This window comes from Roseovarius arcticus (assembly GCF_006125015.1).
Lineage (GTDB): Bacteria > Pseudomonadota > Alphaproteobacteria > Rhodobacterales > Rhodobacteraceae > Roseovarius > Roseovarius arcticus.
The window spans coordinates 1,098,078-1,119,407 of the sequence record NZ_SZZN01000001.1 but is presented as its reverse complement, the minus strand read 5'-3'; the positions used below and the strand labels follow the sequence as shown (position 1 = coordinate 1,119,407).

General features: G+C 61.6%; 20 protein-coding genes and 1 tRNA gene. 14 read left to right on the top strand and 7 right to left on the bottom strand.

The window, feature by feature from the left end:
• Positions 1 to 176: 176 nt before the first annotated feature.
• The 4 genes from MK6180000_RS05355 to pdxH all read right to left on the bottom strand — a co-directional run bounded on the left by MK6180000_RS05355 (position 177) and on the right by pdxH (position 2,177).
• Positions 177 to 253: transfer RNA gene (locus MK6180000_RS05355), tRNA-Pro, on the bottom strand.
• An 88-nt stretch (positions 254 to 341) separates the two neighbouring features.
• The gene (locus MK6180000_RS05350) at positions 342 to 830 is read right to left on the bottom strand and encodes a DUF192 domain-containing protein (protein ID WP_138933795.1); all 489 of its coding nucleotides are present in this window, start codon (positions 828 to 830) and stop codon (positions 342 to 344) included.
• Positions 809 to 1,369, bottom strand: coding sequence for a cold-shock protein (locus MK6180000_RS05345; RefSeq protein WP_138933794.1), 561 nt, complete (start codon positions 1,367 to 1,369; stop codon positions 809 to 811). The genes MK6180000_RS05350 and MK6180000_RS05345 overlap by 22 nt, the downstream gene beginning before the upstream one ends.
• A gap of 202 nt (positions 1,370 to 1,571) precedes the next feature.
• Positions 1,572 to 2,177: a pyridoxamine 5'-phosphate oxidase gene (gene pdxH, locus MK6180000_RS05340; RefSeq protein ID WP_138933793.1), complete on the bottom strand. Its 606-nt coding sequence runs from the start codon at positions 2,175 to 2,177 to the stop codon at positions 1,572 to 1,574.
• Positions 2,178 to 2,341: 164 nt separating this feature from the next.
• Here pdxH and fabI point away from each other — a divergent pair, with 164 nt between their 5' ends.
• From fabI to MK6180000_RS05310, 6 genes are all read left to right on the top strand, one after another.
• Positions 2,342 to 3,148: an enoyl-ACP reductase FabI gene (gene fabI / locus MK6180000_RS05335; RefSeq protein WP_138933792.1), complete on the top strand. Its 807-nt coding sequence runs from the start codon at positions 2,342 to 2,344 to the stop codon at positions 3,146 to 3,148.
• A gap of 133 nt (positions 3,149 to 3,281) precedes the next feature.
• Positions 3,282 to 3,782 carry a xanthine phosphoribosyltransferase gene (gene gpt / locus MK6180000_RS05330; RefSeq protein WP_138933791.1) on the top strand — a complete coding sequence of 167 codons (501 nt, stop codon included), beginning with the start codon at positions 3,282 to 3,284 and terminating at the stop codon, positions 3,780 to 3,782.
• A gap of 15 nt (positions 3,783 to 3,797) precedes the next feature.
• Complete coding sequence (locus MK6180000_RS05325) at positions 3,798 to 5,003, top strand: aminotransferase (RefSeq protein ID WP_138933790.1); 1,206 nt, start codon at positions 3,798 to 3,800, stop codon at positions 5,001 to 5,003.
• 79 nt (positions 5,004 to 5,082) lie between these two features.
• Positions 5,083 to 6,924, top strand: coding sequence for a peptidylprolyl isomerase (locus tag MK6180000_RS05320; protein ID WP_138933789.1), 1,842 nt, complete (start codon positions 5,083 to 5,085; stop codon positions 6,922 to 6,924).
• A gap of 12 nt (positions 6,925 to 6,936) precedes the next feature.
• The gene (trpE, locus tag MK6180000_RS05315; RefSeq protein ID WP_138933788.1) at positions 6,937 to 8,445 is read left to right on the top strand and encodes an anthranilate synthase component I; all 1,509 of its coding nucleotides are present in this window, start codon (positions 6,937 to 6,939) and stop codon (positions 8,443 to 8,445) included.
• Between the two features lie 33 nt (positions 8,446 to 8,478).
• Positions 8,479 to 9,015 (top strand): pseudouridine synthase, encoded by a 537-nt coding sequence (locus tag MK6180000_RS05310; protein WP_138933787.1) that lies wholly within the window; start codon positions 8,479 to 8,481, stop codon positions 9,013 to 9,015.
• 15 nt (positions 9,016 to 9,030) lie between these two features.
• On the opposite strand, the gene MK6180000_RS05305 is transcribed toward MK6180000_RS05310, so the two are convergent.
• The gene (locus tag MK6180000_RS05305) at positions 9,031 to 10,464 is read right to left on the bottom strand and encodes a divergent polysaccharide deacteylase family protein (RefSeq protein ID WP_246040437.1); all 1,434 of its coding nucleotides are present in this window, start codon (positions 10,462 to 10,464) and stop codon (positions 9,031 to 9,033) included.
• Between the two features lie 168 nt (positions 10,465 to 10,632).
• On the opposite strand from MK6180000_RS05305, the gene MK6180000_RS05300 reads away from it, so the two are divergent.
• The 6 genes from MK6180000_RS05300 (at position 10,633) to lexA (ending at position 15,530) form a co-directional block, all read left to right on the top strand.
• Positions 10,633 to 11,214 carry an anthranilate synthase component II gene (locus MK6180000_RS05300; RefSeq protein ID WP_138936355.1) on the top strand — a complete coding sequence of 194 codons (582 nt, stop codon included), beginning with the start codon at positions 10,633 to 10,635 and terminating at the stop codon, positions 11,212 to 11,214.
• Positions 11,211 to 12,233 (top strand): anthranilate phosphoribosyltransferase, encoded by a 1,023-nt coding sequence (gene trpD, locus MK6180000_RS05295; protein ID WP_138933786.1) that lies wholly within the window; start codon positions 11,211 to 11,213, stop codon positions 12,231 to 12,233. Before MK6180000_RS05300 ends, trpD begins: the two co-directional genes overlap by 4 nt.
• Positions 12,230 to 13,045, top strand: a complete 816-nt coding sequence (gene trpC / locus MK6180000_RS05290; protein WP_138933785.1) for an indole-3-glycerol phosphate synthase TrpC — start codon at positions 12,230 to 12,232, stop codon at positions 13,043 to 13,045. The genes trpD and trpC overlap by 4 nt, the downstream gene beginning before the upstream one ends.
• Positions 13,046 to 13,522: a cyclic pyranopterin monophosphate synthase MoaC gene (moaC, locus tag MK6180000_RS05285; protein ID WP_138933784.1), complete on the top strand. Its 477-nt coding sequence runs from the start codon at positions 13,046 to 13,048 to the stop codon at positions 13,520 to 13,522.
• A gap of 31 nt (positions 13,523 to 13,553) precedes the next feature.
• Positions 13,554 to 14,726, top strand: a complete 1,173-nt coding sequence (locus MK6180000_RS05280; RefSeq protein ID WP_138933783.1) for a molybdopterin molybdotransferase MoeA — start codon at positions 13,554 to 13,556, stop codon at positions 14,724 to 14,726.
• A 102-nt stretch (positions 14,727 to 14,828) separates the two neighbouring features.
• A complete protein-coding gene (lexA, locus tag MK6180000_RS05275; RefSeq protein ID WP_138933782.1) occupies positions 14,829 to 15,530 on the top strand; it encodes a transcriptional repressor LexA in 702 nt (233 codons plus the stop codon).
• Here the strand turns inward: lexA and MK6180000_RS05270 are convergent.
• The gene (locus MK6180000_RS05270; RefSeq protein WP_342777703.1) at positions 15,524 to 17,380 is read right to left on the bottom strand and encodes a ComEC/Rec2 family competence protein; all 1,857 of its coding nucleotides are present in this window, start codon (positions 17,378 to 17,380) and stop codon (positions 15,524 to 15,526) included. The genes lexA and MK6180000_RS05270 overlap by 7 nt on opposite strands.
• Before the next feature lie 276 nt (positions 17,381 to 17,656).
• On the opposite strand from MK6180000_RS05270, the gene gltX reads away from it, so the two are divergent.
• Complete coding sequence (gltX, locus tag MK6180000_RS05265; protein ID WP_138933781.1) at positions 17,657 to 19,066, top strand: glutamate--tRNA ligase; 1,410 nt, start codon at positions 17,657 to 17,659, stop codon at positions 19,064 to 19,066.
• A 76-nt stretch (positions 19,067 to 19,142) separates the two neighbouring features.
• Entirely contained in the window at positions 19,143 to 20,438 is a 1,296-nt protein-coding gene (gene gltA, locus MK6180000_RS05260; protein WP_138933780.1) for a citrate synthase, read from the top strand.
• 108 nt (positions 20,439 to 20,546) lie between these two features.
• On the opposite strand, the gene MK6180000_RS05255 is transcribed toward gltA, so the two are convergent.
• Positions 20,547 to 21,326, bottom strand: coding sequence for an enoyl-CoA hydratase-related protein (locus MK6180000_RS05255; RefSeq protein ID WP_138933779.1), 780 nt, complete (start codon positions 21,324 to 21,326; stop codon positions 20,547 to 20,549).
• Between the last annotated feature and the right edge of the window lie 4 nt (positions 21,327 to 21,330).

Sequence of the window (21,330 nt, the reverse complement as noted above, 5' to 3'; positions counted from 1 at the left end):
GAATGGGTTCAACTTTATCCCAAGGCTGTGTGCCGGCAGCGCTGTGCGTGAACGAACAGAAATTTATTTTTAGCTGCGCCAGCCACATGTGCACGGATGCCACACGCAAGCGTGATCACGCCCTAGGTTGCGCGGATTAGGGCCATATCGGCCAGATCTAAACGAGGGGAAATTTATGGTCGGGGAGGCAGGATTCGAACCTACGACCCCCTGTACCCAAAACAGGTGCGCTACCAGACTGCGCCACACCCCGAACCATGCGGCACCCAATACGCAGAAACTTATCCAAAGAAAAGCCCAAATGGCAGGTTATTGCATCAATCCGCACATCTATGTGTCGATCAGCATTTCCACGCAGCGCTGGCCGCCTCAAACGCCGGGTGACGCAGCTGTGTGCCTGGCGCGATTCCGAGGCGCTCCGCGAGGCCGCCATTGATCTCAAGCACGGCTTTGATATCACCGCCGCCCATTATCGGCGTCAGATCACCGGGAATCGCATTTGAATGCACGCGCGAGACGGTGCCGGCCGTATCGAGAAAAATCATATCAAGGGGGATGAGCGTATTTTTCATCCAGAAGCCCACATCGCGCGCCTCGGGGTAAACAAAGAGCATTCCTGCAGATTGCGGCATCGACGCGCGATTCATCAGGCCCTCTGCCCGCTCGGCCGCGTCGTCCGCCAATTCTATGGTGAATCGGGCTTGGCCCCAATCGCCGCGTAGCTGCACTTGATCTGGGTTGCACTCTGTACCGGCATGACCCTGCCCCACAATGCCCGCGATTAGCGCCAAAGTGGCACATAACCGTTTTATTTCGTTGCGCTTTCCCATCCGCTAACCTCTGCCGCCATACGGCCACGCTTGCCGTCGATGACACGTATAGCCAGCGCCTCGCCCGGTTGCAAATCTGCCAGACCGGAGCGGCGGATCACTTCGAGATGTAGGAAAACATCGCCATTCTCGCCGAACGTGTTGGCAAAACCGAATCCCTTGGCCTTATCAAACCACTTGATTCGCGCGGGCACCAATGGCGCAGCCAGAAGCACGCTTGGGTCGATATCGTCGAAATCGGCTAATCCCTGGAATTGAGCACCGTCCGGCGGCTGGATATCATGGACCGCCGTGGCTTGAACGCCCCTATCGGTGCTTTGCACGTCCAGATCGACGACCGCATCGTCGGCAACAGAACTCTGGCCAAAATTGCGCAAGACATTGGCATGCAATAAAATATCGCCGCCGCCATCTTCTGCCAAAACAAAGCCGAAGCCTTTGACGGGATCAAACCATTTTACATGCCCACGCACCCGCCTAGTCCGCTGGCGATCCACCGCCGTAGAGCTAGAAGAATCAATGCGCGCGATTTCAACCATGACGTGTAAACCTGCCTTTTAATACGCCCTATATATAGGGAAACGCCGTCGCTCAGTCTATGGGAAACTGGTCGTCCGATCGCACCATACGCGCTATATCAAGCGAAAATCAGCGCATATGCGCGGATTCTGGCAGTAAAATGCCGACGTTAGGCAGGCGGTCGGCTGACAGATTAGTAGCACATTCCGTTACGTCATGCAATCAGGGGTTGAGCCGTGTTATGTCCCAATGTGCGGCATTATCAGCGCGGCGCCACACAAATCGATCGTGCAATCGGTAGTCGCCGTCGGCCCAGAACTCAATCTCGACGGGTGCAATCTTGAACCCGCCCCAGAACGGCGGGCGCGGCGGATTAAGTCCGTGGCGCGCCGAAACACGCGCCACCTCGGCCATCAGCGCACCGCGCCCGGCCAGAGGCTGCGATTGACGCGAGGCCCACGCGCCCAGCCTGCTTTTGAGCGAGCGGGACGCATAATATGCGTCTGCCTCGGGCCCATCCTGCCGCGTGACAGGGCCGCGCACGCGAATTTGGCGGCGCAGCGATTTCCAATGCATCACAAACCCGGCCTTGCCGCTTGCCGCCAGTTCCTGCCCCTTGGCGCTGTCGTAATTGGTATAAAAGACAAACCCGTCATCCGCGATTTCCTTGAGCAGGACCATACGCATATTGGGCAGCCCATCGGGATCGACCGTGGCCAGCGCGATGGCGTTGGGATCGATCGGCTCTGTCGCCTCAGCCTCGCCCAGCCAACGGCGCGCGATTTGAAAGGGGTCGTCCCCTGCGAATTTTCCGGTCCTGTCGGTCATAATGTCCCTTTCCGCCCGGATGGGCCTGCCTCGCATCATATGGCGCAAGTATAGCGGCAAAACCAGCGCTGGCCTGACGCCACACGCCGCACACCGCCACTTGATGCACCTCGGCCAATCGCCTAAAGGTCAATAAAGACATTTAATTGGGTCGGGATTAGTACATGTCAAACACTCTTATGGCGGGTAAACGCGGGCTAATCATGGGCCTCGCCAATGACAAGTCTATCGCTTGGGGCATTGCCCAAGCCTGCGCCGATGCGGGCGCCGAGCTTGCATTCACCTATATGGGCGACGCGTTCAAAAAACGGGTCGAGCCGCTGGCGAAATCGCTCGGCTCCGAGGTGATGATTGATTGCAACGTGTCCAACCCTGCCTCGATAGACGCGGCCTTCGCTGAAATCGAAAAGGTCTGGGGCAAGATTGATTTTCTGGTCCACGCCATCGGCTTTTCCGACAAGAACGAGTTGCGAGGGCGCTATATAGACACCAGCCGCCAGAACTTCCTCGATACGATGGACGTCAGTTGCTACAGCTTTACCGCCGTTGCCAAGCGCGCCGAGACGCTGATGAAGGACGGCGGCTCAATGCTGACCCTCACGTATTACGGCGCCGAGCAGGTGATGCCCCACTATAACGTCATGGGTATCGCCAAGGCCGCGCTAGAGGCGTCGGTGAAATACCTGGCCGAAGATCTGGGCAAAGACGGCATCCGCGTTAACGCGATCAGTGCCGGCCCGATCAAGACGCTGGCCGCCAGCGGCATCGGTGATTTCCGCTATATCCTGAAATGGAACGAGTTGAATTCGCCCCTGCGCCGCAATGTCACGATCAACGATGTCGGCAAGGCCGCGCTATTCTTGCTCAGCGATCTGGGTAGCGGCACGACAGGTGAGAACCTGCATGTCGACGCTGGCTATCACGTGGTCGGCATGAAGGCAGTCGACGCGCCCGACATCGACGCGACCTAGGCGCGCGTGGCCCGGTAGTCGCAACCAGTGGTCCAAGTTCCCCTACTCACTGGTTGTCGCGCTGATTTGTTCGCCGGGCACCAGCGCCTGCCTTGGGGTTTCCCACATCGCAACCAAACCGGACGAGGCTTACATGCAAGAACCCCTGCCCCACGAGAAAGGTTTTCACGTCAGCTGGGATCAGCTTCACCGCGACGCGCGCGCACTGGCGTGGCGGCTGGACGGCAAAGGCCCCGATGACGGCGCATGGCGCGCAGTCGTCGCCATCACGCGCGGCGGCATGGCCCCCGCGATGATCGTCGCGCGCGAGTTGGACATTCGCATCGTCGATACCATCAGCGTCAAGAGCTACGACCACCAGACCCAAGGCGCTGCAAGTATTTTGAAATCGCCCGATATGGACGTGATCGGCGACGGCACCGGCGTTCTGGTGATCGACGATCTGGTCGACACGGGCCGTACCCTCGACGTGGTGCGCGCGCATATGCCCAAAGCCCACATTGCCACGATCTATGCCAAGCCAATGGGCCGGGACCGCGTCCAAAGTTATATCACCGAAGTCAGCCAAGATACGTGGATTTTCTTTCCGTGGGATCTGGCCCTGCAATACGTTCAGCCCTATCGCGGCAAATAACGAGAGACACACACCATGAGCCGCACATCCCACAGCTTTGCCCCGCCCGTGATGGAGGCCCGCCGCTGGCTGGATGGCGTCCATTTTCCGCCAGATCGCCCGCTGATCAACGTCTCTCAGGCGGCCCCGGTTGATCTGCCTCCAGAGGCGCTGCGCCGCGTGATCGCGGAGGCCGCTTTGCACCAGCCAGACGCGCATCTATACGGCGCGGTGCTGGGCCGCGACGAGTTGCGCGCCGAGGTGGCTGAGCAGTGGAGCGCGGCCTATGGCGGAGTGGTCGGCGCGGCAAACGTTGCGATCACCTCGGGCTGCAATCAGGCGTTCTGCGCTGCGCTTGCCACGCTCTGCGATGAGGGCGACGAGGTGATCCTGCCGACGCCGTGGTATTTCAACCATAAAATGTGGTGCGATATGAATGGCCTGCGGGCGGTGCCCCTGCCCTGCGAGGCCGGCCTGCTGCCCGACCCCGAGCGCGCCGCGTCCCTGATTACGCCGCGCACCCGCGCCATCGTGCTGGTCACGCCAAACAATCCCGGCGGGGCCGAGTACCCTGCCGAACTGGTCCGCGAATTTTTCGACCTTGCCCGCGCACGCGGCATCGCCCTGATCGTGGACGAGACGTACCGCGATTTCGATGCGCGCACAGGTGCGCCTCATGACCTCTTCACCGATCCCGATTGGGCAGATACGCTGATCCAGCTCTACTCATTCTCCAAGGCATACCGCCTGACCGGCCACCGCGTCGGCGCGATGACCGCATCAACCGCGCGGTTGGCAGAGGCTGAGAAGTACCTCGATTGCGTCGCCATCTGCCCGAACCAACTGGGCCAGATTGGCGCGCTCTGGGGGATGCAGAACCTCGCCCAATGGCTGGCAGGCGAGCGGGCCGAGATACTGGACCGCCGCGCCGCTATCAGTGAACATATGCCGCAACTGGCCGCCCAAGGCTGGCAACTAAAGGGCGCAGGCGCCTATTTCGCATATCTCGCCCATCCCTTTGCCGAAGGCTCGGACGTATTGGCCCCCCGACTGGTGCGCGATGCGGGCGTGCTGACCCTGCCCGGTACAATGTTTACGCCTACGGATGATCCCTCGGGCGCGCGGCATTTCCGCATTGCTTTTGCCAATGTCGACCGGGGCGGGATCGCCGCGCTGTTTGGCCGTCTGGCCGCACTGGACGGGCCCGGCTGGCCCCTTGCCCCGGATGCCGCCAACGCATAGACAAACTTGGACGAATACGCACCCTACCCCTGACACGTGCGCCCCCGCGCATGTATCCTTAGACAAAGGCGCCACTCATATGCGATCCAATAGCATCTCGAAATCCGCAATGTGGATCCTCATGGGCCTCTTGATCCTTGGCCTTGGCGGCTTTGGCGTGACCAATCTGGGCGGCGGGATCACCCGCATCGGCTCGGTCGGGGATACCGTTCTGGACGTCAATGACTACGCCCGTGCCCTGCGCGCCGAAGTGAATGCCGCCACTGCTGAACGCGGCGCGCCCGTTAGTTTTGTTGAGGCGGATGCGGCCGGTCTGCCGCAGCGCGTGCTATCGCGCCTGATCAGCCAGGCCGCACTGGAGGACGAAACCGCGCGCATGGGCATTTCCGTCGGCGACGCCGCGCTGCGCGATCAGATCATGGATATTCCCGCCTTTCAGGGCATTAGCGGCGACTTTGACCGTGAGGGATATCGCTTCGCGCTAGAGCGCGCGGGCCTGAGCGAGGCCGAATTCGAGAACGATATCCGCACCGAGACGGCCAGCACGCTGGTTCAAGGCGCCATCATCGCAGGCGTCAGCACGCCAGAGGCGTACACAAACGCCCTGATCAACTACATTGCCGAAGAGCGCAGCGTCACATACGCCGCGCTTGGCCGGGCCCAACTGACCACCGGCCTGCCAGTGTCGACTGACGCCGATCTGGAGGCGTATTATCAGGCCAATCTGGACGCCTTCACCGTGCCGCAGACGCGCCGCATCACCTATGCGTGGCTGACGCCCGATATGATCATCGACGACGTCGAAGTCCCCGAGAACGCCCTGCGCGAAGCCTACGATGCACGCGCAGCCGAATTTAACGTGCCCGAGCGCCGACTGGTCGAGCGGTTGATTTTCCCCGACCAGGCCGCCGCCGATGCCGCCCGCGCACAACTGGACGCAGATGAGGCCACGTTCGACGATCTGGTCGAGGCGCGCGGGCTGACCCTGCAAGACGTCGACATGGGCGATGTCGCTGTCGGCGATCTGGACGGCGCCAGCGATGCCGTCTTTGGCGCCACCGCTGGCGACGTCGTCGGCCCGCTTGAGACGGGTCTTGGCCCCGCTCTTTTCCGCGTCAACGCCGTGCTACAAGCGCAGACCACGCCCTTTGAAGAGGCAGAGCCGCAGCTTCGCGACGCGCTGGCCGCAGACCGTGCCGCCCGCGTCATCGACGCCTCAATTGAGGGCACGAACGATCTGCTGGCTGGCGGCGCCACGCTTGAGAACTTAGGCGATGAGACGCAGATGCAGGTGGACACCATCGACTGGCGCCCCGGCCTGAGCGAGGGCATCGCCGGCTATGCTGCCTTTCGCGACGCTGCGGGCGATTTGCAGGACGGCGACTTTCCCGAGGTCGCAGCGCTTGGCGATGGCGGCGTCTTTGCAATGCGATTGGACGAAGTAGTGCCGCCCACAGTGCAGCCACAGGATGATGTGCAGGACCTCGTCGCCGCAGGCTGGGCGCGCGATGCGTTGCTTACCGCTCTGCGCGCCCAAGCGGGCGAAACGCTCAAAACGCTTCAGGGCGGCGAAACCTTCGAGGACGCGGGCCTGACGCCCGTAACAGTCGAAGGTTTGACACGTCAGGGCTTTCAGGCGGGCACGCCTGCGGGCTTCATCCCCGCGGTCTTTGCCATGAAGGCGGGCGACGTCACGCTTCTGGACGGCGATGAAAAGCTCTACGTTATACGTCTTGATGATGTATCTACGCCCGAAGGTAGCGAGGGCGAGATGGACCAGATCCGCAGCACACTCCGCGATTCTGCTGCGAACGATATCGCGCAGGATCTCTATCTGGCGCTGGCCGAGGACATCCGCAACCGGGCGGGCATTACGCTGGATCAGCAGGCGATCGCCGCTGTCCACGCTAACTTCCAATAGGGGTGCAGTGCCTTGGATCTGACCCCCTCTTTTGACACGTTCGCGCCGGGTTATGACGCCTCCGCCAGCCAACTGGTTTATACGCGGCTGGCGGCCGATCTTGATACGCCCGTATCGCTGATGATGAAGCTGGCGGGCGCCGCAACCGACGCCTTTATGCTGGAATCGGTGACGGGCGGCGAGGTGCGCGGACGCTATTCGATCATCGGGATGAAGCCGGACCTGATCTGGCAGTGCCACGGCAAGACAAGCCGCATCAACCGCGCTGCGCGCTTTGATCCAGACGCATGGCAGGAGCAGGACGGTGAGCCGCTGGATAATCTGCGCAGCTTGATCGCAGAGAGCCGGATCGACCTGCCCGACGATCTGCCAGCCTCCAGCGCTGGCCTTTTCGGGTACCTCGGATACGACATGATCCGGCTGGTCGAGCATCTGCCAAACGTCAACCCTGATCCCTTGGGGCTGCCCGATGCGCTGATGTTGCGCCCATCGGTGATTGCGGTGCTGGACGGGGTCAAGGGCGAGGTGATCGTCGTCGCCCCCGCATGGCACGAGCCGGGCCAATCGGCCCGCGCCGCCTATGCCCAAGCCGCCGAGCGGGTCATGGACGCCGTGCGCGATCTGGAGCGCGCCCTGCCGCAAAGCCGGGGACTGGGCAAGGCCGCCGAGGATGGCGAGGCTGTGTCGAACTTCACGCGCGACGAATACAAGGCCGCGGTCGAGAAGGCCAAGGATTACATCCGCGCAGGCGACATCTTTCAGGTGGTGCCCAGCCAGCGATGGACGCAGCCCTTTACGCAACCGCCCTTCGCGCTTTACCGCAGCTTGCGACGGACGAACCCGTCGCCCTTCATGTTCTATTTCAACTTCGGCGGCTTTCAGGTGATTGGCGCCAGTCCCGAAATCCTTGTGCGCGTGTTCGGTGACGAGGTGACAGTGCGCCCCATCGCCGGCACCCGCCCCCGCGGCGCCACGCCGGAAGAAGACCGCGCATACGAGGCCGACCTTCTGGCCGATCAAAAGGAGCTGGCCGAGCATCTGATGCTGCTCGATCTGGGCCGCAATGACGCGGGCCGTGTCTGCAGAATCGGCACCGTGCGCCCGACCGAGGAATTTATCATCGAGCGCTACAGCCACGTTATGCACATCGTCAGCAACGTGGTGGGCGAGCTGGCCGAGGATCAAGATGCGCTCAGCGCCCTGCTGGCAGGGCTTCCAGCCGGCACCGTGTCAGGCGCGCCAAAGGTACGCGCAATGGAGATCATCGACGAGCTCGAACCGGAAAAGCGCGGTGTCTACGGCGGCGGTGTCGGATATTTCAGTGCGGGCGGCGATATGGACATCTGCATCGCCCTGCGCACTGCTGTGGTCAAGGATGCCAAGCTATACATTCAGGCCGGCGGCGGCGTCGTCTATGACAGCGACCCAGAGGCCGAATATATGGAGACGGTGCATAAATCCAACGCCATCCGCCGCGCCGCCGCAGATGCCGCGCGTTTTGGCGGCAGCGGCAACAGCTGATGTCTGGCAGATTATCAGGGAGACTTGCCCCTCATGGCGCGTCTGATCCTCTTTAACAAACCCTTTGGCGTACTCTCGCAATTCACCGATGAGGGCAGCGGTCGCCCCACCCTCGCGCATCACATCGACTTGCCCCGCGTCTATCCCGCCGGGCGGCTGGACCGCGACAGTGAGGGCCTGTTGATCCTGACGGATGACGGCAAGCTACAAGCGCGCATCGCCGACCCTAAATTCAATAAACCCAAGACTTATCTGGTGCAGGTCGAAGGTGTGCCTGTCGACAACGCCCTCGCGGCTCTGGCGTCAGGCGTCACGCTAAAGGACGGCCCGACGCGGCCCGCCACTGCGCGTCGCATAAATGCGCCAGACCTCTGGCCGCGCGTCCCACCTATCCGCTATCGCAAATCAGTGCCGGATACGTGGCTTGAGCTGACCATCACCGAGGGCCGCAATCGCCAGGTGCGCCGGATGACGGCGCATGTTGGCCACCCGACCTTGCGCCTCGTGCGCTGGCGCATCGGGGAATGGTCGCTAGACGGCCTCGCACCGGGGGACTGGCGCGAGGCTTAGCCACGGGCGAAAGGCTTATTTTTCGGCTGTCAGCACTGCTGAAATCGGTGCCAGCGCCACGCGGTTGGCGCGGTCTTGCAATCCCCATAGCAGCAGCGCGCTGATCGTATCGGCGCGCAAACGGCCCAGCATGATCACGCCGCCCGCGTCGCGGCCGGCCTTGAATGCCGCCTGATCCAGAAATCGGCGAATGACCGTCGCGCTTTGCCCTTCGCTGTCGAAATCGCGAAATACTGTGCCTACCGGTACCCCTTCGCGGGCAATCAGCTTGGGCGCGGTCTCCAAGCCTTTGGAAAATACGACCAGCCCATGACCTGTCTCCAGCAGGATCGGGGCCAGTTGCTCGCTTGCATCGCGGCTGATCTGAAGGCCGGTCCCCGTTCCCTCCAGCACGCCCACTGCCTCGGGGACCGCCGCAAAGACCGTTTGCATGACCGTTTCGGTATCGCGTGCATCCGCGCCTTCGGGCAAGTTGGCTATTGCCAAAACCTCAAAGCCCGCGTCGCGGTAGCGCTCCATCGCCTCCTGCGCGCCGGGTTTCGCGGCGTCAACGGCAAAGGTAAGCGGATAGGGAAACGCGTCCAGCGCATCAAGGCGGATTGGACTGCTGCCATCGTCGATCAGAATGATCGCCATCAATGGCTTGCCTTCGGAATTGGCGAAAGACTCGGCATGTGCCACGATTGCCGGGGCCGAGTCGGAGCTGATATTAAGGTCGAGCTGAGGTAAACCCTCTTGGGTAGTATCAGGCGTATCGGCAGGCTCCTCGGCTCCGATGGATGGCAGGCGCCCGGTTTCGATCTTGTCTACAACATCGCCGTTCGTGCGGCCAAGCACCGCCTGATCGGGCTCTTGCATCTCATCAGCGGGCGCAGTCGGCGCGGCGCTATCCGCCTCCGGCATTCCCGAGCTTTCTGTGGCTTCTGGTGCGCGTGCAGATACGGCGTTCGTCGACATACCCGCGCCGCTTTCGACATCAGGCAGACTGGGCTGCGCAGGATCGGCAGAGATAGTCGTCCCGGCACTGGAATCTGTCATTGCGGTCTGTGTGTCCACTTCGGGCGCGGCGCCGTCCATGCCACCTTCAGCCATTCCGCTGGACTCGTCGACGATCTGGGGCGCGCTCAGATCGGCATCGACCCCGCCCGGCTGTGGCCGATCAGAGGGCTGCGTATTCTCACCAGCGACGGCAGCCAAGTCGTCAGGCGCGGCGGCGCCCACTTGCGGCGCCTCGGCAGAGAAGCCAGGCACGCCATCAGCCTGCGGCAAACGCGCGGCAGTGTCGTTAAGCGATTGGTTGAACTCCGAGCCGGCCGGCACCTCCAGCGCAGCGGCCACTGGTGCGCTGGGACGCGCCGTCCCGGTCCCCGTGGCCACCGACACTGCGGACAATGCCGCGCCGGATACGACCGCACCGATTACCAGTCCCGACAAAAATCCGCCCGCCATGCCGTGCCCTCCTGTTATCGCTTGCTCAAACCGTAGCGTTTACTGCCACCGGCCCCTTGACCCTAGAGGCCAAGCCTGAACAAGTATATCGCGACCAGCCCCCCGGCCTCCACCCCTATGATGGGGTTCCCAGCGCGGGTGGGGCATATCCAACACGGAACAGGCATGATGCTGCTGCTCATCGATAATTACGATAGTTTCACCTATAATCTGGTGCATTACGTCGGCGAGTTGGGGGCCGATGTGGTGGTCAAGCGCAATGATGCGTTGGACGTGGCCGCCGCCCTAGCGCTGAATCCTGCCGGTATCCTGCTGTCGCCCGGCCCCTGCGATCCCGATCAGGCCGGCATCTGCCTGGACCTGACGCTTGCAGCGGCTAAGGCGGGTATCCCGCTACTGGGTGTGTGCCTTGGACATCAGGCCATCGGACAGGCCTTTGGCGGGCGCGTCGTGCGACATTCCGAGATCGTGCATGGCAAGATGGGACAGATGTATCACGAGGGGCGCGGCGTCTTTGCTGGGCTACCTTCGCCGTTTGAGGCCACCCGCTATCATTCGCTTGTGGTCGAGCGGTCCAGCCTGCCGGACTGCCTTGAGGTGACCGCTCATCTTGAGGACGGCACCATTATGGGCCTGCGCCACCGCGAACTTCCCATTGAGGGCGTACAGTTTCACCCCGAATCCATCGCATCGCAACATGGTCACGCCCTGCTCAAGAATTTCCTAGACACATTGAAGACCCCGGCATGAGTGACGCTTTAAAACCCCTGATTAACGCTGCCGCAAACGGCCCGCTGACGCGGGACCAGGCGGAGGCCGCATTCGCCATCCTCTTTGAAGGCGAAGCGACGCCTAGCCAGATTGGCGGCTTTCTGATGGCGCTGCGGACGCGCGGCGAGACGGTGGATGAATACGCCGCCGCTGCCGCTGTTATGATTTCCAAATGCCACAAAGTGCGCGCGCCCGAGGGCGCGATTGACATCGTCGGCACTGGGGGCGACGGCAAAGGTACACTTAACATTTCCACCGCCGCGGCCTTTGTCGTGGCAGGTGCAGGCGTCTGCGTGGCCAAGCATGGCAATCGCAATCTCAGCTCGAAATCAGGCGCGGCGGATGCGCTGGCGCAGATGGGCGTCAACGTGATGATCGGCCCAGAACTTGTTGAAAAGGCGCTAAAAGAGGCAGGAATCGCCTTTATGATGGCGCCCATGCACCACCCGGCCATGGCCCATGTCGGCCCCGTCCGGGCCGAGCTGGGGACGCGCACTATCTTCAATATCCTGGGGCCGCTCACGAATCCTGCCGGCGTAAAACGCCAACTAACAGGTGCCTTTACACGCGATCTGATCCGCCCCATGGCGGAAACTCTGGGGCAGCTGGGATCAACGCGCGCGTGGCTGGTCCACGGCAGCGATGGAACAGACGAGTTGGCAATTAGCGGGTCATCGTGGGTCGCAGCCTTGAACGAGGATGGCAGCATCACCGAGTTTGAGCTGCACCCCGAAGAGGCTGGCCTGCCCCTTCACCCGTTCGAGGATATCCTGGGCGGCACGCCGCAACACAACGCTGCCGCCTTTCGCACCCTGCTGGACGGCGCGCCCGGCGCCTACCGCGATGCTGTGCTGCTGAATTCTGCCGCCGCGCTGGTGGTGGCCGGTCACGCTGGCGATCTGCACGAGGGCGCCGCGCAGGCCGCCGCCAGCATCGACAGCGGAGCGGCGCGCAAGTGTTTAGAAACGCTGGCTAAGATTACATCGGAGACGACATGAGCACACCGACTATTCTGGAAAAGATCAAAGCCTACAAACTGGATGAGATTGCGGCGACGAAGGCCGAAACGCCTATTGAGGCGATGGAAGATCTCGCGCGCGCCGCGCCTGCTGTGCGCCCCTTCAAGGACGCGTTGCTGCAGGCGTCGATCAACGGCTACGGCCTGATCGCCGAGATCAAAAAGGCGAGTCCATCCAAGGGCCTGATCCGCGCCGATTTCGACCCCGAAGCGCTGGCGCGCGCCTATGAGGATGGCGGCGCGGCATGCCTTTCAGTGCTGACTGACACGCCCAGTTTTCAAGGGGCCAAAGAGTTTCTCACCCTAGCGCGCGCTGCCTGCAACCTGCCTGTGCTGCGCAAGGATTTCATGTACGACCCCTATCAGGTGATCGAGGCGCGCAGCTTGGGTGCTGACTGCATCCTCATCATCATGGCCAGCCTCACCGATGGCGAGGCCGCCGTGCTGGAACAGACCGCAGAGACATGGGGCATGGACGCGATCATCGAGGTGCATAACGCAGACGAGCTAAAGCGGGCCGAAGCGCTGAAGTCGCAGCTGATCGGTATCAACAATCGCGACTTGAACACGTTTGAGACGTCATTGGACACCTCGCGCACCTTGGCGCGTTATGTGCCAGAGGACCGGATCATCATCTGCGAAAGCGGATTGGAGACGCCGCAGGATCTGGCCGACATCGCCCGTTATGGCGCGCGATGCTTCCTTATTGGCGAAACGCTGATGCGCGCGGATGACGTGGCCAGCGCAACGCGCAATATGCTGGCCAGTCCGCTGACAGCCGGCGGCATGTAGATGGCTGGCCTCACGCACTTTGACGACAAGGGCAACGCACATATGGTCGACGTGTCGGCCAAGGCGGTGACAGCTCGCGTTGCCACTGCCGCCTGCCACATCAAGATGGCGCGTGAAACATTTGATATCATTGCAGAAGGCCGCGCTAAAAAGGGCGACGTGATCGCTGTAGCGCGGCTCGCTGGGATTATGGGGGCAAAGCGTACGGCTGACCTTATCCCGCTTTGTCATCCGTTGCCCATCGCCAAGGCGAGCGTCGATCTGACCCTCGACCCTGATCTTCCCGGTCTGCAGATTGAGGCGACGGTTAAAACGACCGGCCAAACTGGGGTCGAGATGGAGGCTTTGACCGCCGCCAGCATTGCGGCATTGACGGTCTATGACATGGCCAAGGCGGTTGACCGGGCGATGCAAATCGGAGGGCTTCGCGTCATACTAAAGGATGGCGGAAAATCAGGTCTTTACGAGGCAGAGTGAATGTCTTGCTGTTTGAGGAGGCATCGGTGCTATGATCACGGTTGAAGACGCCCTGTCAAAACTCTTTGAACTTGCTCAGCCCTTGCAGGCTGAGATGGTGCCGCTACGCGCTGCGGCTGGCAGGGTCTTGGCCCGGCCCGTATCGGCCACCCGCGACCAACCACCATTCGCCGCATCGGCCATGGACGGCTACGCCTTACGCGGATCGGATGCATCAGCAGGCGCGCGTTTTGACGTCGTCGGCGAGGCGGCCGCAGGCCATCATTGGGAAGGGACGCTGGCACCCGGTCAGGCGCTTCGCATTTTCACTGGTGCCCCGCTGCCGATTAGTGCAGATCGCGTTGTAATTCAAGAGGATACGATCCGCACTGGATCTGTGATCACACTGGAAGAATCGCTAGATGCTGGCCCTCATGTGAGACCCGCCGGGGCAGATTTTCGCGCAGGTGACATGATGGAAGCGCCGCGTCTGATTGGCCCCCATGACATTGCGCTGCTTGCCGCCATGAATATCGCGCAGGTGCCCGTCTCGCGTAGACCAAGCGTCGCAATCATCGCAACGGGCGACGAGCTTGCCCTGCCCGGCGAAGTGCCGGGCCCCGGCCAGATCATCGCATCGAACACGTTCGGCCTTGCTGCGTTGATTGAGGCTCATGGCGGAACGGCGCGCCTCCTGCCGGTCGCGCGCGATCATGTGGCGTCGCTTAAGACGGCGTTCGCGCTGGCTAGGGATGCGGACCTTATTCTGACAGTGGGTGGCGCGTCCGTCGGCGATCACGACCTGGTCGGCAGGGTTGCGCAGGACCTCGGACTCCTGCGTTCATTTTATAAAATCGCGATGCGCCCTGGCAAGCCACTGATGGCGGGCAAACTCGGCCAGGCTGTGATGGTGGGATTACCGGGAAATCCCGTTTCTGCAATGGTTTGCGGCCACGTATTCATCTTGCCGATGTTGCGTGCGATGCTGGGATTGGGCAATTCCCCGACGCCGTCCTTCGCGGCCACGCTGGGTGTGGATCTGCCCGCAAACGGACCTCGCGCGCATTACATGCGCGCGCACCTAGAGGCCGGCATCGTCACGCCCGCGACCTCGCAAGACAGCGCCCTTCTCAGTGTTTTGACGCGCTCCAACGCGCTATTGATCCGCCCGGCGCACGAACCCGCTAGAGCTAGCGGAAGCAACGCACGCGTCATGACGTTGTAACCGGGCAACTGTCGGACAGAGATAGCTACGGCCGCGCTTGACACAAAACGAGAACATGCATAGAACAAAATAAGATAAAAATAGGCCGGAGGGACGGACGCTATGCTGACTAAAAAGCAGCTCGATCTGCTGAAATACATCAATCAACGGGTGCAGCGCGATGGCGTCCCGCCCAGCTTTGATGAAATGAAGGATGCTCTGGATCTCCGTTCGAAATCGGGCATCCATCGGTTGATTACCGCGCTCGAAGAGCGAGGGTTCATTCGGCGTCTGGCGCACCGTGCCCGCGCGCTGGAAATCGTAAAGCTCCCTGAATCGCTGGGCGGTACCGCGATGCATGGCTTTGCTCCGCGCGTGATTGACGGCGACATGCCCGACGTCCCGCCCCCGGCCAATGCGCTGCCCGTGTCCGCCATTGATGCGCACGAGATACCCGTTATGGGCCGCATCGCGGCAGGCGTCCCGATTGAGGCTATTCAGAACGCGTCGCACAACGTAGCAGTGCCGGGCTCAATGATTGCCGGTGCGGGCGAGCATTACGCGCTGGAAGTTAAGGGCGATTCGATGATTGACGCGGGGATCAATGATGGCGATGTCGTCGTGATCCGCGAGACGTCGACCGCCGAGAATGGTGATATCGTCGTGGCGCTGGTCGAGGATCAGGAAGCGACCCTCAAGCGGTTCTTTCGGCGCGGTGGAGCAATTGCTCTGGAGGCCGCGAACCCGGCATACGAGACGCGGATTTTGCCCGATGACAAAGTAAAAGTGCAGGGCCGCCTCGTCGGTCTGATCCGAACCTACTGAGATTGGAATGCGCCGCGCCTCTCGCGGCGCATGTTCCAAAGCCGCGCCCCAGCGATGCCGCGCGCTGTATCGATCTGAGGGCCACCTGCGCGTTTGCTCAGCGCCATCGATCCTGTCTCGCGCAGTTCGCGCGGTCCGATTATAATACATTCAGCATCATCTAATTCTTCAGGCAACTCGGCGTTTGTGACGATCCAGTCGCCAGCCGCGCACTGCGTCAATGCCGCGACAGCGCGCTTGCCTCGGAACGCCCGGATCGTGACGGCCCCAAGGCTGAGCTGTGCGGCTGGCCAACGCGCTGCCGCCTCTTCTTGGGTGGCTGGATCGCCGTCGTTTTCCAGCCAATTCCTTGCGGCAAAACCATCACCGCGCGGCGAGCTGAGGGCGCGGCCCTCTGGTGTCATAATACCAACAAGGCCGCCGGTGTCGGAAATCAGAATGTTGGGCCGGACGGCCCCCGCCCACAGGAACCCCGCCAGCAAAAGGGGCAGAACGCCTATCGCGCGGGTGCGGCCCTGCCAAAGGATCAGGGTCAACGCCCCGACAGCAATCAGCGGCAGAACCCACGGGCCGGGGCTGGCAATCATTCCACGTGCGCCGTCCTGCGCCGCGATCCAATGGGCAACGCCCAAGATCCAGTCCAGCGCCAGCCCCATGACCCAAAGACCCACCCCCTCCAGCCCGAATGGCAGCAAGCAGACCGAAACGACGGCAGCTGGCATCACCAGCACCCCCATCAGCGGCACGGACGACAAGTTGGCGATAAGGCCATAATGCGCGATCTGATTAAAATGCGCTGCCGCGAACGGCGCCGTCGCCAATCCCGCAACAAGAGACGACATAACTACCGCCAGCACTGGGCGCAGCCAGCGTGGCCCGCGAGGCATCGCATCATGCTGGAGCCAGCCAAAAATCGCGATCAATGCAGTCGTCGCGGAAAACGACATCTGAAAACCTGGCCCCATCAGCGCCTCCGGCCTGAGGACCAGCACAATCAGCGCGGCCAGCGCAACGGCTCGCAAGCTAAGTGCGCGCCGATTCAGCATCACCGCGACGAGCATGACGGCGACCATGATGAACGCTCGCTCAGTCGCAATGCTTCCGCCTGACAAGGCCAGGTAGAACGCCGCCACCGGCAGCGCTGCTGCGGCTGCAACTTGCTTGACCGGGGCGCGCAGCGCGACATACGGGATCAGCGCCAGCCCATAGCGCAGCGCGGCAAAAACGAACGCGGTCAAGAGGCCCATGTGCAAGCCCGATATAGCAAGCAAATGCGCCAAGTTCGACACACGCAGCGCGGTGAGTGTGTCCTGCCCCATTCCCGATCTATCGCCGGTCATGATCGCGGCCGCAAAGGCGCCCGTCTCGCCCGGCAGCGCGGCCTGAACCCGCGCCGACAGGGCCATGCGAATGCGAAACATCAACTGGCCACCGTCAGGCGCGGCGAGCGCCACAAGCGGCACGCGCGTGTATCCGACTGCACCCAGCCCCTGAAACCATGCATGGCGCTGAAAATCGAAACCACCCGGCTCAACCGGGCCGGACGGCGGCGACAGATGCCCGGTCGCCCCCATCCGCAGGCCGGGACGCGGGACAGCGCCCGCCAAATCCGAATGGAGTGACAGTCGCACGCGGTCCGGCGTTCGGGTGGGACGGACGCCCGGCAGGCGCACTTGGTCCAGCGTCACGCGCGCGGCATCCGACGCTGAGCGGTCGATGCCGATCACGCGCCCCTCGACCGGGCCATAGTATCGCCAGCCCATCACGGGCCCCGATACGCTATTCGCCCGCGCGCCAGCCAGAAGCAGCCCCAGCGCGATCAGTCCGGCCCCCACCGCGAGTGGCGACAACGCAGGCCCAAGGAGGCGCGCCAGCTAAACGCAGAAGACAAGCGCCGCTATGGCAGCCGCATAGCCCCACCAAAGCGGCTCTTGCGGTAGCGCAAAGTAGATCGCGATGCCCGCCGCCCATGCAAACGGGCGCCCAGCCGATCAGGTGACCGCGCTGAAGCAGCAATACCTCCGCGAGCCGCCCCCAGAGTGCCGCCACTTGTCACCCCTTCCATGGGCCGATAAACAGTTGCCAAACCTAGCCCCCACATCGTTACCGAAAGGTTAATGCGCCCCATGTCCCAAAAGGTCGTGACCCGTTTCGCCCCCTCGCCCACTGGTTATCTGCATATCGGTGGGGCACGCACGGCCCTGTTCAATTGGCTTTTCGCGCGTGGTCGCGGCGGCACTTTTCTGCTGCGGATCGAGGATACGGACCGCGCCAGATCTACGCCCGATGCGACCCAGGCGATCCTTGACGGGATGGAGTGGATGGGCCTCGATCACGACGGCGAGGTTGTCAGCCAATTCGAGCGCGCGCCGCGCCATGCCGAGGTCGCGCGCCAGATGCTGGACGCCGGGCTGGCCTATAAATGCTTTGCTACGCAGGAGGAAATTCAGGAATTCCGCGACGCCGCAAAGGCCGAGGGTCGCTCGACGCTTTATCGTAGCCCGTGGCGGGACGCAGACGCCGCGACTCATCCGGACCTGCCCCACGTTATTCGCATCAAGGCACCTCTGGACGGCGCCACAGTGATCGAGGATGCCGTGCAAGGCGACGTGACCATCCGCAATGACCAGTTGGATGATATGGTGCTACTGCGGTCTGACGGAACGCCGGTTTATATGCTGGCTGTTGCTGTGGATGATCATGACATGGGCGTCACCCACGTCATTCGCGGCGATGACCATCTGAACAACGCGGCGCGCCAAATGATGATCTATCGCGCGATGGATTGGCCCCTGCCCGTCTATGCCCATATCCCGCTGATCCACGGCCCCGATGGGAAAAAACTGAGCAAGCGGCATGGCGCGCTGGGAACGCGGGAGTATCGCCAGATGGGATATCCGGCTGCGGGCATGCGAAACTATCTCGCCCGTCTCGGGTGGAGCCATGGGGACGCCGAATTCTTCTCGGATGCGGAGGCGCAGAAGTGGTTTGACCTGGACGGAATCGGCAAGTCGGCCGCGCGTTTTGATTTTAAGAAGCTTGAGAATATTTGCGGACAACACATGGCGGCATCAGATGATGCTGCACTGCTGCATGAACTAAAGGATTTCATGGCCGTCACTGCGCAGCCACCGCTATCCCCCGAAAAGGAAGCGATGATGCTGGATGCGATGCCGCACCTCAAAGAGCGCGCGCGCACATTCATAGATCTGCTTGATAAGGCTGAATTTCTCTTGGCAAATAGACCTATCGAACCGGATGAAAAGGCCGCCGCCCAGTTGGACGATCCTGCCCGCGCCATGCTGCGTGATTTGACGCCGCACCTGCGAGATGCTACTTGGAACCGGACAGGCATCGAGGCGTTGATGAACGATTTTGCCGAAGCGCGCGATATCAAGTTCGGCAAGATGGCAGGCCCTCTGCGGGCCGCCCTCGCCGGACGAAGCGCAACGCCCAGCGTTTTTGATATGATGCTGGTCTTGGGACAGGCCGAAACGCTGGCACGTCTTGGTGATGCAGGCCAAAGCAGGAATTAATAAACCTGAAGGGCCGATGACGTATTCAGCCGAAACCGGACACGCGGTGCACCGGCTGCAACAAGGAGAGAGCCGCATGGCCGACGACAAAAAGACCGCTAAGCTGACCATCGACGGCAACGAGTACGAGCTGCCGATCCACACGCCGACGCTAGGTCCGGATGTGATTGATATCCGTAAACTATACGCTCAGGCGCATGTGTTTACATATGACCCCGGTTTTACCTCAACAGCGAGCTGCGACAGCACGATCACATTTATCGACGGCGAAAAAGGTGAGTTGCTGCACCGCGGTTATCCCATCGACCAGTTGGCAGAGAAATCTCACTACCTAGAGGTCTGCTACTTGCTGCTTTATGGTGAGCTGCCATCTGCTGTGCAGCTTGAGGATTTTGAGGCACGGGTGACCAACCACACGATGCTGCATGAGCAAATGCAGTTCCTGTTCCGTGGTTTCCGCCGTGATGCGCCCCCGATGGCGATCATGGTGGGTGTCGTGGGCGCGCTTAGCGCGTTCTATCACGACAGTACCGACATCAACGATCCGTGGCAGCGTGAGGTCGCGTCGGTTCGCATGATCGCAAAAATGCCAACGATTGCGGCGATGGCGTACAAATACACGATCGGCCAGCCGTTTGTTTATCCGCGCAACGACATCGACTATGCGTCGAATTTCCTGCGCATGTGCTTTGCCGTTCCCGCCGAAGATTATGAGGTGAATCCAATCCTCAGCCGCGCGATGGACCGCATTTTCACGCTCCACGCCGATCATGAGCAGAACGCCTCGACCTCGACCGTGCGGCTTGCGTCGTCATCGGGCGCAAACCCATTTGCATGCATTGCAGCAGGCATCGCCTGCCTTTGGGGCCCTGCGCATGGCGGCGCCAATCAGGCCGCTCTCGAAATGCTGCGCGAGATTGGCACAGTCGACCGCATTCCCGAGTTTATCGCCCGCGCCAAGGATAAGGACGATCCCTTCCGCCTGATGGGTTTCGGCCACCGTGTTTACAAGAATTTCGATCCCCGCGCCAAGGTCATGAAACAGTCCGCAGACGAGGTTCTGGACCTGATGGGTATTGAAGGCAATCCGACCCTGCAGGTCGCCAAGGAGTTGGAAAAGCAGGCGCTTGCCGATCCCTACTTTGCGGAGAAGAAGCTGTTTCCAAACGTTGATTTCTACTCAGGCATCATTCTTGAGGCGATGGGCTTTCCCACGTCGATGTTTACCGCGATCTTTGCCGTCTCGCGCACCGTCGGCTGGATTTCCCAGTGGAAGGAAATGATCGCCGATCCACAGCTCAAGATTGGACGCCCACGCCAGCTTTATGTCGGTGCGGAGTTCCGCGATTACGTGGATATCGAGAAGCGTTAACCAGCGGTTTTACCGAAAATGAAAAAAGGCGCAGCCAGAACGGTTGCGCCTTTGTCATATCTGCGGCGAATGTCTGGGGCAAACCCTCGTAATACGAAACCCTCTGGTTCAACGTCCCTCAAAGAACGGCTTGCGCTTGTCCAGAAATGCCACCACCCCTTCCTTAAAGTCGCGAGTCTGGCCGCATGCACCTTGCAACTTAGCCTCAAGATCTAGCTGCGCGCTCTCTCCATTGCCCCAGCTAGCGCGCAGGGCTGATTTCAGGTTGCGATAGGCCTCGGTTGGGCCGCTTGCCAGATGCGCGGCACGGGCGCGCCATTTGGAATCGAATTCCATATCTGGAACAGCCTCCCAGATCATACCCCAGGCGGCGGCATCCTCCGCAGTGATCCGTTCGGCAAAAAGGGCAGCGCCCATCGCCTTGGCCGCGCCCATCTGGCGGGGCAACCAGTAGGTGCCGCCCGCGTCTGGCATCAGGCCGATCCGAGTGAACGCTTGGGTGAAATAGGCAGTGTGCGACGCGATCACGACGTCAGCCGCCAGCGCTAGATTAGCCCCGGCCCCCGCGGCCGCACCATTAACAGCGGCGATCGTCGGAATAGGGCACTCGGAAATCGCGTGCAGCATCGGCACGTATTCGTCGCGCAGCACACGCTCCAGATCCAAGCTGGCGGCATTGCCAGCATCGCTCAGATCCTGCCCTGCGCAAAACGCGCGGCCACTACCAGTCAAAACCAGCACCCGCGCATGGCGACCAGCAAACCCACAGGCGTCAGTAATTTCGGCCCGCATCTGCGCATTAAGTGCGTTCAACTTATCCGGCCGGTTCAAAGTTAGCAGAGCGATATCGTCCTTAATGCCCATCGTGATGGTAGAGTAGGCCTTCATCGGT

What these genes read in the sequence shown, in the direction of transcription:
- MK6180000_RS05350 (WP_138933795.1), bottom strand. Translation starts at nt 830, where the DNA reads ATGGGAAAGCGCAACGAAATAAAACGGTTATGTGCCACTTTGGCGCTA.
- MK6180000_RS05345 (WP_138933794.1), bottom strand. Translation starts at nt 1,369, where the DNA reads ATGGTTGAAATCGCGCGCATTGATTCTTCTAGCTCTACGGCGGTGGAT.
- pdxH (WP_138933793.1), bottom strand. Translation starts at nt 2,177, where the DNA reads ATGACCGACAGGACCGGAAAATTCGCAGGGGACGACCCCTTTCAAATC.
- fabI (WP_138933792.1), top strand. Translation starts at nt 2,342, where the DNA reads ATGTCAAACACTCTTATGGCGGGTAAACGCGGGCTAATCATGGGCCTC.
- gpt (WP_138933791.1), top strand. Translation starts at nt 3,282, where the DNA reads ATGCAAGAACCCCTGCCCCACGAGAAAGGTTTTCACGTCAGCTGGGAT.
- MK6180000_RS05325 (WP_138933790.1), top strand. Translation starts at nt 3,798, where the DNA reads ATGAGCCGCACATCCCACAGCTTTGCCCCGCCCGTGATGGAGGCCCGC.
- MK6180000_RS05320 (WP_138933789.1), top strand. Translation starts at nt 5,083, where the DNA reads ATGCGATCCAATAGCATCTCGAAATCCGCAATGTGGATCCTCATGGGC.
- MK6180000_RS05310 (WP_138933787.1), top strand. Translation starts at nt 8,479, where the DNA reads ATGGCGCGTCTGATCCTCTTTAACAAACCCTTTGGCGTACTCTCGCAA.
- MK6180000_RS05305 (WP_246040437.1), bottom strand. Translation starts at nt 10,464, where the DNA reads ATGGCGGGCGGATTTTTGTCGGGACTGGTAATCGGTGCGGTCGTATCC.
- MK6180000_RS05300 (WP_138936355.1), top strand. Translation starts at nt 10,633, where the DNA reads ATGCTGCTGCTCATCGATAATTACGATAGTTTCACCTATAATCTGGTG.
- trpD (WP_138933786.1), top strand. Translation starts at nt 11,211, where the DNA reads ATGAGTGACGCTTTAAAACCCCTGATTAACGCTGCCGCAAACGGCCCG.
- trpC (WP_138933785.1), top strand. Translation starts at nt 12,230, where the DNA reads ATGAGCACACCGACTATTCTGGAAAAGATCAAAGCCTACAAACTGGAT.
- moaC (WP_138933784.1), top strand. Translation starts at nt 13,046, where the DNA reads ATGGCTGGCCTCACGCACTTTGACGACAAGGGCAACGCACATATGGTC.
- MK6180000_RS05280 (WP_138933783.1), top strand. Translation starts at nt 13,554, where the DNA reads ATGATCACGGTTGAAGACGCCCTGTCAAAACTCTTTGAACTTGCTCAG.
- lexA (WP_138933782.1), top strand. Translation starts at nt 14,829, where the DNA reads ATGCTGACTAAAAAGCAGCTCGATCTGCTGAAATACATCAATCAACGG.
- gltX (WP_138933781.1), top strand. Translation starts at nt 17,657, where the DNA reads ATGTCCCAAAAGGTCGTGACCCGTTTCGCCCCCTCGCCCACTGGTTAT.
- gltA (WP_138933780.1), top strand. Translation starts at nt 19,143, where the DNA reads ATGGCCGACGACAAAAAGACCGCTAAGCTGACCATCGACGGCAACGAG.
- MK6180000_RS05255 (WP_138933779.1), bottom strand. Translation starts at nt 21,326, where the DNA reads ATGAAGGCCTACTCTACCATCACGATGGGCATTAAGGACGATATCGCT.